The following is a 15,704-nucleotide window of genomic DNA, read 5'->3' as shown; positions in this document are numbered from 1 at the left end:
ACTTCCTTGTCGTATGTTCCTTTAGCGAGATTCTTCGAACAGTTCTCGGCCTATTAACATGCGGCGAATCTCTGAGGTACCCGCGCCGATTTCATAAAGCTTTGCATCACGTAGCAAACGACCGGCAGGGTATTCATTGATGTAGCCATTCCCACCGAGCAACTGTATTGCATCAAGTGCCATTTGTGTGGCGAGTTCTGCACTGTACAGAATCGCTCCTGCGGCATCTTTGCGTGTTGCGTTACCTCGATCACAAGCCGCTGCGACGGTATATACATACGCTTTTGCTGCACTCATTCGAGAGTACATATCGGCGATCTTGCCCTGAACTAACTGAAACTCGCCAATGGATTTTCCAAACTGCTCTCGTTCATGTACGTACGGGACCACAATGTCCATGCAAGCTTGCATTATCCCGAGTGGTCCGGCAGCGAGGACGACGCGCTCGTAATCTAGTCCACTCATTAACACCTCGACGCCTTGATTCAGCTCGCCAAGAATATTCTCTTTCGGCACTACGCAATTGTTAAATACAAGTTCGCAAGTGTTCGAGCCTCTCATACCTAGTTTGTCCAGCTTTTGAGCATGGCTGAAACCTTCGACGTTGCGTTCAACAATGAATGCGGTAATACCTCGCGAACCTGCGCTGACATCCGTTTTAGCGTAAAGCACCACTATGTCAGCGTCGGGACCGTTGGTGATCCACATTTTGTTGCCATTCAGTACAAAATGGTCACCCTTGTTCTCCGCTTTCAGTTGCATGCTTATCACGTCTGAACCGGCATTGGGCTCACTCATAGCTAGGGCGCCAACGTGCGTACCATCAATGAGTTTGGGAAGGTATTTCTTGCGTTGAGAAGGCGTGCCATTGCGAAAGATCTGATTGACGCACAGGTTAGAATGAGCGCCGTAGCTTAAAGCGACAGATGCAGAGGCACGGCTGATTTCTTCCATTGCAACAACGTGAGCGAGGTATCCCATGCCTGCACCACCAAATTCTTCATCGACGGTGACACCGAGCAACCCCATATCTCCAAACAAAGGCCACAAATGGTTTGGAAACTGGTTATCGCGGTCTATATCTGCGGCGATGGGAGCAATATGTTCCGTAGAAAAGGCATTAACGTGGTCTCGGAGCATATCGATGGTATCACCAAGTCCGAAATTGAGTGGGGCGTAGGTGCTTTTCATAACGTCTCCCGATATCAGAGGTAAGGTGGAAAAGCCGATTGCAGCGTCGCTATTTGAGTATAGCGGTTATGTCTCTTTGCTTTTGAGTGTTTGAATACAGCGTTCTTTAGCGGCATTCAACTCTGCCATTACGACGCTGATGTCATTGAGTTGCTGTTGTAGGACGGCTTGTTTCTCTTCAATGATATTGAGCATTTTCAATAACTGTCCTTCGGTTTGTTGCATGTCATAGAGCTCGAAAAGTTCACGAATTTCTGCCAGTGAAAAACCGAGCCGTTTCCCTCTTAAAATCAGTTTGAGACGAATTTTATCTCTGCGTTGATAAACGCGCATGTTGCCTTTTCGCTCTGGTTCAATCAGACCTACGTCCTCATAAAACCGGATACTGCGAGTGGTAATATCAAACTCCTTGGCGAGGTCACTGATCTTGTATTTTTCCATAACATACTTACCTCGAATAAAAATCCAGTTTCTGGAAATCGAACCTTCAACGGAAAGGCCGAACGCAAATTTTGAAAGATAAACGCCTACTTGGTGTGTTTTTTCATCTCATTGTAAAGGCTAGTGCTATGCTTACGTAAACGTCAAGAAATCGCAGTATGAAAGTTTGTCAGTGAGAAAGGGCGACAAAGACTGGCGTAGCACTTGGTGAGTAATGTCATGCAGGGGCGTCATCAGTCAGTCTAGTGTTCACATATACCTCAAGGGAATGCGAATCATGGAAAAAGACATCTGGATTGTCAGCGCGAAAAGAACGCCGATCGGGCGCTTTCAAGGAAAGTTGCAAACTTACTCCGCTCCCCAATTAGGTGCACTAGCGATAAAGGCTGCGACGCATGAAGTGAATGTGACGTCTGTAGATGAAGTTTTCATGGGATGTGTGCTCCCTGCTGGTTGTGGGCAAGCCCCGGCGAGACAAGCGGCAATTGGTGCGGATTTACCCATGAGTGTAGGGTGCACGACTATCAATAAAGTGTGTGGTTCCGGCATGAAGAGCGTCATGTTGGCGCACGATCTTATCAAAGCTGGAACGATTCGAACGGCCATTGCTGGTGGTATGGAGAGTATGACCAATGCGCCGTATTTATTGAAAGAGGCGAGAAAGGGAATGCGCATGGGCCACCAGTCGACGTATGACCACATGTTTCTCGATGGATTGCAAGATGCGTACGAAGGGCACTTAATGGGTGTTTATGCTCAGCACGTCGCAGACAGGCTTAAGTTCACCAGAGAGCAAATGGACGAATGGGCAGTGATGTCGGCAAAACGTGCGTTGGAAGCTCAAGAGCGAGGCTTATTTGCAGACGAGCTGTCACCGATTGAATTCAACACCAAGTCTGAACAAGGAACGCTGGATTACGATGAGCACCCGCGCTCGGTTGATCTGGATAAAATCCCTCAACTCAAACCTGCATTTGATAAAAAAGGCACGGTGACCGCTGCTAATTCGAGTGCGATTTCCGATGGCGCTGCAGCGCTTGTTCTAATGGATGAAGAGACTGCGCTCCACCAAGGTCTTGAGCCACTCGCCGTTATCAAGTCTCACGCCACACACGCCAGAAAACCTGCTGAATATACTTTGGCTCCCGTTTATGCGATTGAACAGTTGTTGTCCCAGTTGGATTGGTCAATTGACGAAGTGGATCTGTGGGAAATCAATGAAGCCTTTGCTGTCGTGACACAAATCGCGGTAGTAGAACTTGGGCTTGATATGAGCAAAGTCAATATTAAAGGCGGAGCGTGTGCACTCGGGCATCCGATAGGCGCAAGTGGCGCACGAATTCTGGTGACATTGATTCATAGTTTGCGTCAGCTACAAGCTTTAGGTACCGACGGTGATCTAGACGCCAAAAAAGTGATGCGAGGCGTTGCGTCACTTTGTATCGGTGGTGGAGAGGCAACGGCGATAGGCATTGAAATACCGCTTTAATTGAAATCAGAAAGGAGTAAATGATGACTCGTTTGGTTCCCTTGTTTATTGGTGGAGAGTTTCGTGAATCTCAAACTTCGGATTGGGTTGAGGTGACCAATCCCGCCACTAATGATGTCATTGCGTACGTTCCCTGCTCAACGGATCACGAGATGGAAACCGCCATTGATAATGCGAAAGAGACATTCCAATCCTGGAAGAAAGTGGCAGTATCCGAGCGTGCTAGAGTCATGCTTCGTTATCAGCACCTTCTCAAAGAACATCATGATGAGCTTGCCACACTGCTTTCTCATGAAACGGGTAAGATTTTAGCGGATGCTAAAGGCGATGTGTGGCGAGGCATAGAGGTTGTTGAGCAGGCTGCAAACATTGCCAGCAATATGATGGGCGAAACCGTCGAAAACGTTGCCACGGATATTGATAGTTACTCAATGATTCAGCCCCTAGGTGTGTGTTGCGGCATTACGCCGTTTAACTTTCCTGCCATGATTCCGTTGTGGATGTTCCCAATCGCCATCGCGGCGGGCAATACGTTTGTGCTTAAACCCTCCGAACAAGTGCCGTTGACCTCTATTCGTTTAGCCGAACTATTTGAGCAAGCTGGCGCGCCGAAAGGAGTGTTGCAAATTGTTCATGGTCGCAAAGACCAAGTCGACTTTCTGCTGGCTCATCCTGACATTCGAGCGGTGTCATTTGTTGGCTCGGTTCCTGTTGCCCGTTATATCTACACCACGGGTACGAAACACTTTAAACGCGTTCAAGCTTTTGCTGGTGCTAAAAATCACATGGTGATCATGCCTGATGCGAACAAGGAACAAGTGGTGAATAACCTAGTGGGGTCCTCCGTTGGGGCGGCGGGGCAGCGTTGTATGGCAATTTCTGTTGCGGTATTTGTCGGCGATTCAAAACAATGGATTACAGACCTCAAACAGGCAATGGCGAAAGTACACCCAGGGCCTTGGGACGATGAGCTGGCTGCTTATGGTCCACTCATCAGTGAACAAGCCAAACAACGCGTATTAGACCTAATTGAAGATGGCAAGCAGCAGGGCGCAGTGTGTGAACTGGATGGCAGTCAGTGTGAAGTGGAAGGCTTTCCCGATGGAAACTGGATTGGCCCAACCTTGTTTAGCGGTGTAACAGCGAATATGTCGATTTACACCCAAGAGATATTTGGCCCCGTTTTGGTTTGCATGGAAGTGGATACGTTACAAGAAGCCATTGAGTTAGTGAATCGCAACCCATACGGGAACGGCACTTCCATATTTACCGCTAATGGCGCTGCTGCAAGAAAATATCAGCATGACATTCAAGTCGGTCAAGTGGGGATCAATGTGCCAATTCCAGTCCCTTTACCATTTTTCTCCTTTACTGGTTGGAGAGGCAGTTTCTATGGTGATTTACATGCGTATGGTAAACAAGCGGTACGTTTTTATACCGAGACTAAAACGGTGACGGCGCGTTGGTTTGATGACGATATTCCAACGGGGCCTAATTTGACCATCCAACTGCGCTGAGTGAATAGAAGGAGTTTTTATGGACTTTGAACTTAATGAAGATCAGCGTGCATTTGTCGATACCGCTCAGCAATTTGCCGATGAGCGTTTAGCGCCGATGGCGGCGGATTGGGATGAAAAACAGGTCTTCCCCAAAGACGTATTGAGAGAGGCGGGGGAACTGGGGTTTCTCAGTCTCTACACTCCAGAAGCGCAAGGTGGCCTAGGGCTGAGTCGCTTAGATACTTCAATTATCTTTGAACAACTGGCCATGGGATGTACGTCCACTACGGCGTTTATGACGATTCACAACATGGTCAGTTGGATGATAGCCAGTTTTGCTACCGATGAAGCCAAAACGCAGTTCTGCCCGAAGTTAGTTACGGGGGAATGGTTAGGCTCCTATTGCTTAACCGAGCCCAACGCAGGATCAGACGCCGCTGCACTGACCACTTCCGCTACAAAAAAGGGGGATAAGTATGTGCTCAACGGTGGCAAAACCTTTATCTCTGGCGCAGGAGAGACAGATGTTTTGGTCGTGATGGCGAGAACTGGAGAAGCGGGTGCCAAAGGCGTGTCTGCATTTGTCGTTCCTGCTCAAGCAGATGGCATCAGCTATGGGCGCAAAGAACCCAAAATGGGTTGGAACAGTCAACCAACACGAGCGGTTACTTTTGAGAATGTCGTTATTCCAGCTAGCCATTTACTGGGCGAAGAAGGGCAAGGTTTTGTCTTTGCGATGAAAGGGCTTGATGGAGGGCGTATAAATATTGCGACCTGCTCCGTCGGTACGGCTCAACAGGCCCTTGAACAGGCGACACAGTACATTCAGGAGCGTAAGCAGTTCGGCAAACCGCTTGCGCAGTTTCAAGCCTTACAATTCAAATTAGCAGACATGGCGACAGAGCTAGCGGCTGCGCGGCAGTTAGTGCGCTATGCCGCCAGCAAGCTCGACCGAAATGACCCAGATGCCACTGCTTATTGCGCGATGGCAAAACGGTTCGCAACCGATGTGGGCTTTCAGGTTTGCGACCAAGCGCTGCAGCTTTATGGCGGCTATGGTTACATCAAAGAGTATCCAATGGAGCGTCATTTCAGAGATGTGCGTGTGCATCAAATTCTGGAGGGAACGAACGAAATTATGCGTTTAATCATCGCGCGCCGTTTGCTCTCTGAGGAGTCGACCTTGCTGTAGCGAAGTATTGGATTTGCTCATTGAGAAAGGATTCAGATATGCCATTAACCCAAGAAGCCATTCAACATACGATCACTAATCACGTTGCGGTGGTGACAATGAACAACCCGCCAGCCAATACGTGGACAGCAGAGAGCCTCAAGGTACTGAAATCGCTGATACTCACACTTAACAATGATAAGCAGGTCTACGCACTGGTTTTAACCGGCAGTGGAGAAAAGTTTTTCTCTGCTGGTGCGGATCTCAAGCTATTTTCTGATGGTGACAAAGCGGTTGCGTTAGACATGGCGCGATGCTTTGGTGAAGCTTTTGAAACACTCTCGGAATTCCGTGGTGTTTCCATTGCCGCTATTAATGGTTACGCCATGGGCGGAGGTTTAGAAGTGGCATTAGCTTGTGATATTCGAGTAGTTGAAGAGCAAGCGGTACTTGCTTTACCTGAAGCCAAAGTCGGACTTTTGCCCTGCGCTGGCGGTACCCAAAACCTCACAGCGTTAGTAGGAGAAGGCTGGGCAAAGCGCATCATTTTATGTGGAGAACAAGTTAGCGCTGACAAAGCAAAAGAACTAGGCTTGGCTGAGGAGTTGGTTCCCAAAGGCGAAGCTTTAAGTAAAGCGTTGGAGCTTGCTGAATCTGTTGCGAACCAGTCACCATCTTCTGTCGCCGCATGTAAGGCGCTCATTCAAAATATGCGCTCTGCGCCACTTAAGCACGGCTTAATGAAAGAGCGAGAGTTGTTTCTGAATCTTTTTGATACGGAAGATCAAGTTGAGGGTGTTCGCGCCTTTTTAGAAAAACGCCCACCGCAATGGAAAAACCGATAGGAGGCCACATGGCAGGGATGGTAACCATCAGTGAAATAGAGTGCTTAGATGGCGTGCACCGCATTGGTATCGCAACGTTAGACAACACCGCTTCATTGAATGCATTGACGTATGACATGTTAGTCCAACTTAACGATCAGCTTATCAAGTGGCAAGACGATCCGCATGTGACTTGTGTGGTACTCACTGGCGCTGGTGAAAAAGCATTCTGCGCTGGTGGCGATGTTCGAGCTATGTATCACGTCATGCATAACGAGAGTAAAGAAAAAATCGTAGAGTTCTGTACGGACTATTTCGCGTTGGAGTATGAGTGTGACTATCTAATTCACACTTACAACAAGCCTATTATCGGTTGGGGAGAAGGTATTGTCATGGGCGGTGGAATGGGACTTTTTATGGGAACCAGCCATAAAGTTGTGACAACAACATCACGCCTTGCTATGCCAGAAATTAATATTGGACTGTATCCCGATGTGGGAGGTACATGGTTTTTAAGCCATATAGATCCGCAAGTGGGTTTATTCCTCGGATTGACAGGTTCAATGGTGAATTCAAGTGACGCTGTCACTATTGGTTTGGCCGATTGGTTACTGTTGGAAGAGCAGTATCCCACCTTACTGGATGAGCTAAAGCGGCTCCAGTGGGGCAAAGAAGATGCGAAAGAGTTGGTAACTGCGCTACTACAATTAATGGAAGAACAGGTTATTGATAGCAAACCAACCACGCAAATTTGTCCATACTTAGATCAGATAGAGGAAGCGTGCAAAGGCTTTGATCTTAATGCGATAGCACAGCGAGTCATGGCTATCGAAGGGAACAGTCAGTGGATAGAAAACGCGAAACAAACGTTCGCCGCGGGCAGTCCGATCACCGCGCATATTTGCTTCAGACAAGTGAAAGAATGCCACAGCTTACCACTTGCAGATTGCTTCCGCTTGGAGCTGAGTTTATCGGTTCGCAGCGCCTTATTAGGTGAGTTTAAAGAGGGCGTCCGTTCTCGGCTTATTGACCGGGATGGCGAACCTAACTGGATGTTTAACAGTGTCAGTGAAGTCGATGAAGATGTCATCGATACCTTGTTTACCTCACTTTGGCCGGATGACGAACATCCGCTTGCTGATTTGGGTGAACAAACACTTGGTCAATAAGGAGAATGATCATGAGTACCATCGCATTTATCGGTTTAGGAAGAATGGGGCATCCGATGGCGCAAAACTTATTAGCGTCTGGATTTAACGTGCAAGTATTTGATGTCGATAGCGAAGCGGCAAAGCAACTTGCACCTTTTGGTGCGGTGGTGGCGAGCTCTATTGAGGAAGTCGTGGATGGTGCAAGCACAGTCATCACGATGCTACCAGCAGGTTCTCACGTTCGTTCCGTGTATCTTGGTGACTTACACGGCGGCGTAGGTGTCCTCAATCTTGTCTCGCCAAGTACCTTGATGATTGATTGTTCAACCATTGATCCGGACTCTGCGCGATTAGTCGCCAATGAAGCGGCAAATAAACGCGTGCTGTTTGTCGACGCGCCCGTTTCGGGTGGTGTTGCCGGCGCTAAAGCGGCGACATTAACCTTTATTGTTGGTGGCTCGGATGAAGCATTTTCTAAAGCCAATGCCATTTTGCAGTACATGGGCAAAAATGTTTTCCATGCCGGTAAAGCGGGCGATGGTCAAATGGCGAAAATCTGTAATAACCTGATGCTCGGCATTTTAATGTCTGGTACGTGCGAGGCGCTAAATCTAGGTATCGATCATGGGCTCGATCCCAAAGTGTTATCAAACATCATGTTGCAAAGCTCTGGCCGAAATTGGGCATTGGAGCTTTACAACCCTTGCCCAGGCGTGATGGACAGTGCACCAGCCAGCAACGATTACCAACCGGGCTTTATGAGCAAACTCATGCTAAAAGATCTCGGCTTGGGGTTAGATGCGGCGTTACAAACACACTCTTCGGTTCCGATGGGCTCACTGGCGCGTAATTTATATTCTTTCCACAACGCGAGCGGCCACGGCGAGCTCGACTTCTCAAGCTTGTTTGAGTTTTACAAGAGTAAGAAAGGCTAGACTGAGTTTTGCTACAAAGCCGTCTGAAATGGTGAAGTAAAACTCATCATTTCGGACCACCGAAACAGGCTTGAAATAGGGAACATTATTAGCGATGGAGTGCAGTAACTATGGATATTAAAAATAGTGTCATTGCCATTACAGGTGCAGGGCAAGGACTTGGGCAAATGATGGCAATTACGCTTGCTCAAGCCGGTGCAGATTTAGCATTATTGGATGTAAACGCTAGTGGCTTAATGGAAACACAAGAGCAGTGCCGAATGCTGAGTGCAAAAGCGTTGACTTATCAAGTGGATGTAACGAGCGAAATCGACGTTGAAAACACGTTTGACGCGGTTATCCAAGATTTTGGCCAACTCAATGGGCTAGTCAATAATGCTGGCGTGCTAAGAGATGGGTTACTTGTAAAATCAAAAGACGGCGTGATCAGTAAGATGTCTTTGGATCAATTCAACTTGGTCATGAACGTCAACGTTACGGGGACATTTTTGTGTGGGCGTGAAGCTGCCGTCAAGATGATTGAGAGCGGTTCACAAGGCGTTATCATCAATATTTCTAGTGTCGCGAGAGCAGGGAATATCGGTCAAACCAATTATTCTGCATCTAAAGCGGCGGTCGCAACCATGGCGACAACGTGGGCCCGTGAGTTAGCAAGATACGGTATCCGCGCGGCGGCGATTGCACCAGGTGTGGTACATACCGCGATGGCAGAGCAAATGAAACCAGAAGCCATAGAACGGCTAGAAAAGATGATCCCAATTGGAAGGATGGGTGAAACAAGTGAAATCGCGCATGCAGTAAAATACATTCTTGAGAGTGATTACTTTACTGGCAGAGTTTTAGAAGTGGATGGCGGCATTCGTATGTAAAAGCTCTAGGGTTAGGTCCCACAGACCGGAATGACAAGCTTCTTTCCCTTTCAACATTTCCTATTTTTCCGAGAGCCAGTTCTGGGCAACGTAAGTGTTTATTACTCATATTTGGATTCGCCCTGCGAATGGTTTGCCAAAAGTAAATAATGAGAAGTAAATACCACTCAAATACTAAGTGAAATCATTAATTTGATATTGATCACAATTTTCCGCTTTTAATTTCCCCTTCGTACTCAAGCTATCTATGTAAATGCAGTTGATAGTCAGTCTCATCAAAATGAATTTGCAACTGTCTGTTTCAAAAGACATTAACTGTGAAGCACGTGAAGTTCGTGTTGAGGTTAATGTCCTATTGAAAGAGTGTGAGTTTCATTAATGGAAGGTTAGTTTCCAGTTGTGGCTAATGAGCTTTAACTTTTTACTCCTCATAATGCGCCAAATGTAACATTGTGTTTCAAAGTGTAACAATAAACTCACACTAATAGTGTGGTTTTGATCTCCACTCAATTCCGTTTTGTTTCGCTCTGATCCCGACGTTACTCATGCTCAACACATAAACATTCTAATGACTATAACAACTGGTTCTTAGCTTGATACCAATCGTAGCAAGTAATTGTTCATTCTAGCTGGTTAAGATGCTTGATAACGGCGCTGAAAAATTTGTAAGTAGAATAACTACTTATCAAAATTTTTGCCTTTTTATCAAACATTTCCCCTGCGCTGTTTCTGAGCCCTTATTTACTGTGATTGGCATTTGTTTTGAAACCAGACAACCATCGAGAAAGTTAATGGAAGCCTCAAGATATAAACGCATCTTGTCGAGGGGAAGTTTGGCGTCCGTCATACTTATGCTCTCAGGATGTAATTCAGCTTTACTTGACCCCAAAGGTGCCATTGGTGTGCAGGAAAAAGAGCTAATTATTACTGCTCTTTTGCTGATGTTGATCGTTGTAATCCCTGTGATTCTAATGACGATTTACTTTGCTTACCGATACCGCGCCTCTAACACTGAAGAAGAGTACGCACCCGAGTGGTCACACTCGACCAAAATCGAAGTGGTGGTATGGACAATTCCAATCATCATCATTGCGATTCTTGCGACGATCACATGGCGTTCGACTCATGAACTAGAGCCCTCCAAACCATTGGAAAGTGATGTTAAGCCAATGACCATCGAAGTGGTGTCACTCGATTGGAAATGGTTGTTCATCTATCCAGAAGAAAACATTGCGACGGTGAACTATGTGGCGTTCCCGAAAGATGTGCCAGTGCAGTTCAAACTGACTTCGGACAACATCATGAACGCGTTTTTCATCCCTCGCTTAGGTACACAGATCTACGCGATGCCAGGCATGGTTACCAAGCTTAACCTGATAGCGAACCACGAAGGTGACTACAAGGGTTTTGCATCGAACTACAGCGGCGAAGGCTTTTCGCAAATGAAGTTCACAGCTTCAGCAATGTCTGATCGTGCTGCGTTCCTAAATTGGGTGCAGAAAGTGAAGGCGAGCCCTGATCGTATTGAAGATTGGGAGCAATACAGCTCACTGGCAGCGCCAAGTATCGCAGAGCCAGTCACTTTGTTCTCTAGCGTTCCTCCGTTCTTGTTCACCGACGTTGTGACTCAGCATCCTGGTTCAATGAACTGTTTGCCTGAAAACCAAGGATAATCGTAATGTTTGGAAGATTAACTCTTGATTCAGTTCCATTCCACGAACCTATTATCGTCATCACCTTAGCGTTTGTGGCGCTGGTTGGTTTAGCCGTAGTTTACGCGGTAACTAAAGCCGGAAAGTGGCAATATTTGTGGAATGAATGGTTTACTTCAGTAGACCATAAAAAACTTGGCTTCATGTACATCGCAGTAGCGATGGTGATGCTTGTTCGTGGTTTTGCTGACGCAGTCATGATGCGTAGTCAGCAACTCCTTTCTTCTGCGGGTGAAGCAGGTTACTTGCCACCGCATCACTACGATCAAATTTTTACTGCCCATGGCGTGATCATGATCTTCTTCGTAGCGATGCCATTGGTTATTGGTCTGATGAACATCATCGTGCCATTACAGATTGGTGCGCGTGACGTAGCTTTCCCGTATCTGAATAACTTGAGCTTTTGGCTGTTTGTTGTTGGTGTCATTCTAACAAACATGTCTCTCGGCTTAGGTGAATTTGGTCGCACCGGCTGGCTAGCGTATCCGCCGCTTTCAGGTATTGAGGCCAGCCCAGGAGTCGGGGTCGACTATTGGATTTGGGCGCTGCAGATATCAGGTGTCGGTACGACGTTAACAGGCGTGAACTTCTTCGCGACCATTTTGCGTATGCGTACACCGTCTATGCCAATGATGAAGATGCCAGTTTTCACTTGGGCGTCTCTGTGTGCAAACATTTTGATCATCATTTCATTCCCAATCCTAACGGTGACTATCGCTCTGCTAACGCTGGATAGATACCTAGGCATGCACTTCTTTACCAATGATCTTGGCGGCAACGTAATGATGTACGTCAACCTGATTTGGGCTTGGGGCCACCCAGAAGTGTACATTTTGATCTTGCCAATTTTTGGTGTGTTCTCAGAGGTCACCGCAACCTTCTCACGTAAAAAGTTGTTCGGTTACACATCGCTAGTTTGGGCTACCGTAGTTATCACGATTCTTGCGTTTGTCGTTTGGCTACACCACTTCTTTACGATGGGATCTGGCGCGAACGTAAATGCCTTCTTCGGTATTGCCACGATGATTATTTCTATCCCAACAGGGGTGAAGATCTTCAACTGGCTATTCACCATGTACAAAGGCCGCATCCGCTTTACGACGCCAATGATGTGGACGGTGGGCTTCCTGATCACCTTTACTGTTGGTGGTATGACAGGCGTACTAATGGCTGTTCCGGGCGCAGATTTCGTTCTGCATAACTCAGTATTCCTGATTGCTCACTTCCACAACGTTATCATCGGTGGTGTGGTGTTTGGATGTTTCGCTGCGATCACTTACTGGTTCCCGAAAGCGACAGGTTTCACCATGAATGAAACTTGGGGCAAACGTGCGTTCTATCTTTGGATTATTGGTTTCTTAATGGCGTTCCTACCGCTTTACGCGCTGGGCTTTATGGGTATGACTCGTCGTTTAAGCCAAGACATCAACCCTGAATACTTCCCACTGTTATCGATTGCCGCAGCAGGTACGGTTGTGATTGCGCTGGGCGTATTGTCTCAGTTCATCCAAATTTACGTGAGTATCCGTGACCGCGAGCAAAACCGTGACCTAACTGGTGATCCGTGGGGTGGTCGTACTCTTGAGTGGGCAACATCGTCTCCACCGCCGTTCTACAACTTTGCACACCTGCCAAAAGGTGATGTGCTGGATGCCTTCTGGTACCAGAAACAAAGTGGCGAGTTCGATCCAACTAAAGAAGTGGAATACGAACGTATTCATATGCCAAAAAACACGGCAACAGGCATCTACGTGTCGGCTTGGTCGCTCCTATTTGGCTTCGGCATGATTTGGTACATCTGGTGGCTAGCGGCAGCAAGTTTGGTCGGTATTATCGTGACGTGTATTCAGCACAGTTACAACGATGACGTGGATTACTACGTGGAAGTTGAAGAGATCAAAGCAATTGAGGCCGAGCGTCGAGCTCAGCTTGAAGAAGCGAAGAAAAACTCAGTGAAAGACAGCGAAAGTAAAGATGATCTGGAGGTGACGTATGCAAACTAATATCGCAGCACATCACGACCATGATCACCACCATGACGCGAATGGCAACAAGCTATTTGGTTTCTGGGTTTACCTGATGAGTGACTGCGTACTGTTTGCGACCTTGTTCGCGACATACGCTGTGTTGTCGAGCAATTCAATTGCGGGCCCAACAGGTAAAGACATTTTCGAACTCCCATTCGTGTTTGTCGAAACCATGCTGCTGCTGTTTAGCAGTATCACATTTGGTTTTGGCATTATCGCGATGAAGCGCAACAACGTTGCTGGTCTCAAACGTTGGATGTTAGTAACGTTCGCGCTTGGTCTTGGCTTTATCTGTATGGAGGTCTATGAGTTCCATCACCTGATTGAAGAAGGCTATGGTCCACAAACAAGTGCATTCCTATCGGCATTCTTTACGTTGGTTGGTACGCACGGCCTGCACGTAACCTTTGGTCTGATTTGGTTAGCGGTAGCATATCACCAACTGTCGATGAAAGGTCTGAACGACAATATGGCAATGCGCTTTAACTGCCTAAGTCTATTCTGGCACTTTCTAGATATCGTCTGGATTTGTGTCTTTACCATCGTTTACTTACTGGGGGTAATGTAATGGATCAACATGTAGAAACCAGTGCATCAGATTACGTGAAAGGCTTCATTGCCTCACTGATTCTGACGGTAATTCCGTTCTACTTTGTTTGGACGAAATCATTACCAGATACAACAACCTATGCGATTCTATTTGGATGTGCATTAGTGCAGATACTTGTTCACTTCAAATACTTCTTGCATATGGAAACAAAAACATCCGACGGACGTTGGAACCTTGTATCACTGATGTTTACCGCCATTGTTGTACTTATCCTTATCGCTGGCTCGGTATGGATCATCTACAACATGAACGTCAACATGAAGTTGTAGGCCAAGGTATGCTGAAAAGTTATTTGTCTATTACTAAACCGGGCATTATTTTCGGCAACCTGATTTCTGTTGCGGCGGGGTTCTTCCTCGCCGCAAAAACAGAACCAGCCAGTCTAATGTTGTTCGTTACAACGTTAGTTGGTGTGGGGTTAGTCATCGCTTCAGGTTGTGTGGTAAATAATATTTTTGATCGTGATATCGACCAAAAGATGGCACGTACACAAAATCGTGAAACCGTGAAAGGCAACATCAATATCGATATTGCGTTTGTTTATGCGCTTGCTTTATTGCTGGTAGGCACCGCACTGTTATTTATCCGAGTGAACCCGCTATCCGCTGTCGTCGTTTTGCTTGGCTACGTGTATTACGTGTTCTTTTACACGATGTGGTACAAACGTAACTCGGTGTATGGAACCTTAGTGGGAAGTATTTCAGGCGCAGTCCCGCCATTGGTGGGTTACTTGGCGGTAACAAACTTCATTAGCTTGGAAGCGATTTTACTCTTTACCATGTTCTGTCTTTGGCAAATGCCGCACTCGTACGCGATTGCCATGTTCCGCATGCAAGACTACCGAGAAGCCGGGATTCCCGTATTGCCAGTTAAAGAAGGCATTCATAAAGCGCATCGACACATGAAAGCGTATGTCGTGGCGTTTGGGGCAGTATCGCTGGGATTATTTTTACTTGGTGAAGCTGGGTATGAATATTTAGCGGTTGCAGCGGTTGTTTGCTTTATGTGGACGAAAGTGACCTTTCGCAGCATTGATGACAGCAACTACATCGCTTGGTCAAAGTCGGTGTTTAAAGTCTCACTGCTAGTGGTGATGGGGATCAGTGGTGTACTAGGATTAGAGCTTATTCCGTTGCCATTTATTTATTGAGTTTGAAATTCTTTAATATCACTTCTATGTAGCTCCCATTCTGAGAGCTACATGCTTTGCTAGACTCGAATTCATGCCTAAAAGAGATAATATGATTATCCCTTCTAACTATGGTCTTGGTTCATGTTTCGTCGTTTTACTCTTCTTTCAATTGTTGCAATTTCTTCATACGTATTAGCCCAAGTTCCGTCCTCGGTTAGCTCCGTGGAAACTTATCGTATTGGAGATATTCTTGTCAGGCTTATTATCCACAACATGGAGGTTAATCCAGTGATTGAAGTCGATACAATTAATCGTTCAGATTATGAAATAAATGATGTATTTCGAGTTGCCTCCATTTCTCTAGATAATGAAAAACTGGATTTCAACCAGAGTGCTGGCGTTTTTGTAGAAGAGTATGGAGAGCGTGATAATAAAGTATTTTTCGTGCTTGATTACTTTTACCTACATGGGGGAGGAAGCGTTCTTGTGGATTGTGAAGTCTCATTCGAAAAAGAGAAGATCTTACCCCCAGAATGTAGAGTGAAGGTAAACTGAGAAATCGGCTGAGTTGCTTTGCTTACAAGCTTATCTCACTAAACCTTAATCCAGATTAAAGTTTTGCCGCCCACGAGGCATTAAGGTGCGCCTGTAGT

At 46.5% G+C, this 15,704-nt stretch carries 15 protein-coding genes; 13 read left to right on the top strand and 2 right to left on the bottom strand.

Going from position 1 to position 15,704, the window contains the following annotated elements:
• Nucleotides 1-21: 21 nt before the first annotated feature.
• Complete coding sequence (locus NB463_RS19095; protein WP_053808035.1) at nucleotides 22-1,191, bottom strand: isovaleryl-CoA dehydrogenase; 1,170 nt, start codon at nucleotides 1,189-1,191, stop codon at nucleotides 22-24.
• Between the two features lie 66 nt (nucleotides 1,192-1,257).
• Nucleotides 1,258-1,632 carry a MerR family transcriptional regulator gene (locus NB463_RS19090; RefSeq protein WP_012842485.1) on the bottom strand — a complete coding sequence of 125 codons (375 nt, stop codon included), beginning with the start codon at nucleotides 1,630-1,632 and terminating at the stop codon, nucleotides 1,258-1,260.
• Nucleotides 1,633-1,909: 277 nt separating this feature from the next.
• On the opposite strand from NB463_RS19090, the gene NB463_RS19085 reads away from it, so the two are divergent.
• The 13 genes from NB463_RS19085 to NB463_RS19025 all read left to right on the top strand — a co-directional run bounded on the left by NB463_RS19085 (nucleotide 1,910) and on the right by NB463_RS19025 (nucleotide 15,606).
• A complete protein-coding gene (locus NB463_RS19085) occupies nucleotides 1,910-3,121 on the top strand; it encodes a thiolase family protein (protein ID WP_258430801.1) in 1,212 nt (403 codons plus the stop codon).
• A gap of 23 nt (nucleotides 3,122-3,144) precedes the next feature.
• Complete coding sequence (locus NB463_RS19080; protein ID WP_258430819.1) at nucleotides 3,145-4,638, top strand: CoA-acylating methylmalonate-semialdehyde dehydrogenase; 1,494 nt, start codon at nucleotides 3,145-3,147, stop codon at nucleotides 4,636-4,638.
• 19 nt (nucleotides 4,639-4,657) lie between these two features.
• Complete coding sequence (locus NB463_RS19075; RefSeq protein ID WP_258430800.1) at nucleotides 4,658-5,812, top strand: acyl-CoA dehydrogenase family protein; 1,155 nt, start codon at nucleotides 4,658-4,660, stop codon at nucleotides 5,810-5,812.
• Nucleotides 5,813-5,850: 38 nt separating this feature from the next.
• Nucleotides 5,851-6,636, top strand: a complete 786-nt coding sequence (locus NB463_RS19070; RefSeq protein WP_005390981.1) for an enoyl-CoA hydratase — start codon at nucleotides 5,851-5,853, stop codon at nucleotides 6,634-6,636.
• 8 nt (nucleotides 6,637-6,644) lie between these two features.
• Nucleotides 6,645-7,784, top strand: coding sequence for an enoyl-CoA hydratase/isomerase family protein (locus tag NB463_RS19065; protein WP_170891838.1), 1,140 nt, complete (start codon nucleotides 6,645-6,647; stop codon nucleotides 7,782-7,784).
• 11 nt (nucleotides 7,785-7,795) lie between these two features.
• Nucleotides 7,796-8,701: a 3-hydroxyisobutyrate dehydrogenase gene (gene mmsB, locus NB463_RS19060; protein ID WP_005390978.1), complete on the top strand. Its 906-nt coding sequence runs from the start codon at nucleotides 7,796-7,798 to the stop codon at nucleotides 8,699-8,701.
• 110 nt (nucleotides 8,702-8,811) lie between these two features.
• Nucleotides 8,812-9,570, top strand: a complete 759-nt coding sequence (locus NB463_RS19055; RefSeq protein WP_074190874.1) for an SDR family oxidoreductase — start codon at nucleotides 8,812-8,814, stop codon at nucleotides 9,568-9,570.
• Between the two features lie 791 nt (nucleotides 9,571-10,361).
• Nucleotides 10,362-11,243 (top strand): ubiquinol oxidase subunit II, encoded by an 882-nt coding sequence (cyoA, locus tag NB463_RS19050; protein ID WP_005388604.1) that lies wholly within the window; start codon nucleotides 10,362-10,364, stop codon nucleotides 11,241-11,243.
• Nucleotides 11,244-11,248: 5 nt separating this feature from the next.
• Nucleotides 11,249-13,285 (top strand): cytochrome o ubiquinol oxidase subunit I, encoded by a 2,037-nt coding sequence (gene cyoB, locus NB463_RS19045; RefSeq protein WP_170891836.1) that lies wholly within the window; start codon nucleotides 11,249-11,251, stop codon nucleotides 13,283-13,285.
• Complete coding sequence (gene cyoC, locus NB463_RS19040; RefSeq protein ID WP_170891834.1) at nucleotides 13,275-13,877, top strand: cytochrome o ubiquinol oxidase subunit III; 603 nt, start codon at nucleotides 13,275-13,277, stop codon at nucleotides 13,875-13,877. Before cyoB ends, cyoC begins: the two co-directional genes overlap by 11 nt.
• On the top strand, nucleotides 13,877-14,188 hold the full coding sequence (gene cyoD, locus NB463_RS19035; protein ID WP_170891832.1) for a cytochrome o ubiquinol oxidase subunit IV: 312 nt from the start codon (nucleotides 13,877-13,879) through the stop codon (nucleotides 14,186-14,188). The genes cyoC and cyoD overlap by 1 nt, the downstream gene beginning before the upstream one ends.
• Nucleotides 14,149-15,069, top strand: a complete 921-nt coding sequence (gene cyoE / locus NB463_RS19030; RefSeq protein ID WP_085343639.1) for a heme o synthase — start codon at nucleotides 14,149-14,151, stop codon at nucleotides 15,067-15,069. The genes cyoD and cyoE overlap by 40 nt, the downstream gene beginning before the upstream one ends.
• A 123-nt stretch (nucleotides 15,070-15,192) precedes the next feature.
• On the top strand, nucleotides 15,193-15,606 hold the full coding sequence (locus NB463_RS19025) for a hypothetical protein (RefSeq protein WP_249373393.1): 414 nt from the start codon (nucleotides 15,193-15,195) through the stop codon (nucleotides 15,604-15,606).
• The last annotated feature ends 98 nt before the right edge of the window (nucleotides 15,607-15,704 follow it).

It is taken from the genome of Vibrio sp. RM-41-2B, from assembly GCF_024744415.1.
Lineage (GTDB): Bacteria > Pseudomonadota > Gammaproteobacteria > Enterobacterales > Vibrionaceae > Vibrio > Vibrio diabolicus.
Note: the sequence above shows the minus strand (reverse complement) of the source record. Positions and strands in the feature narration are given on the sequence as shown.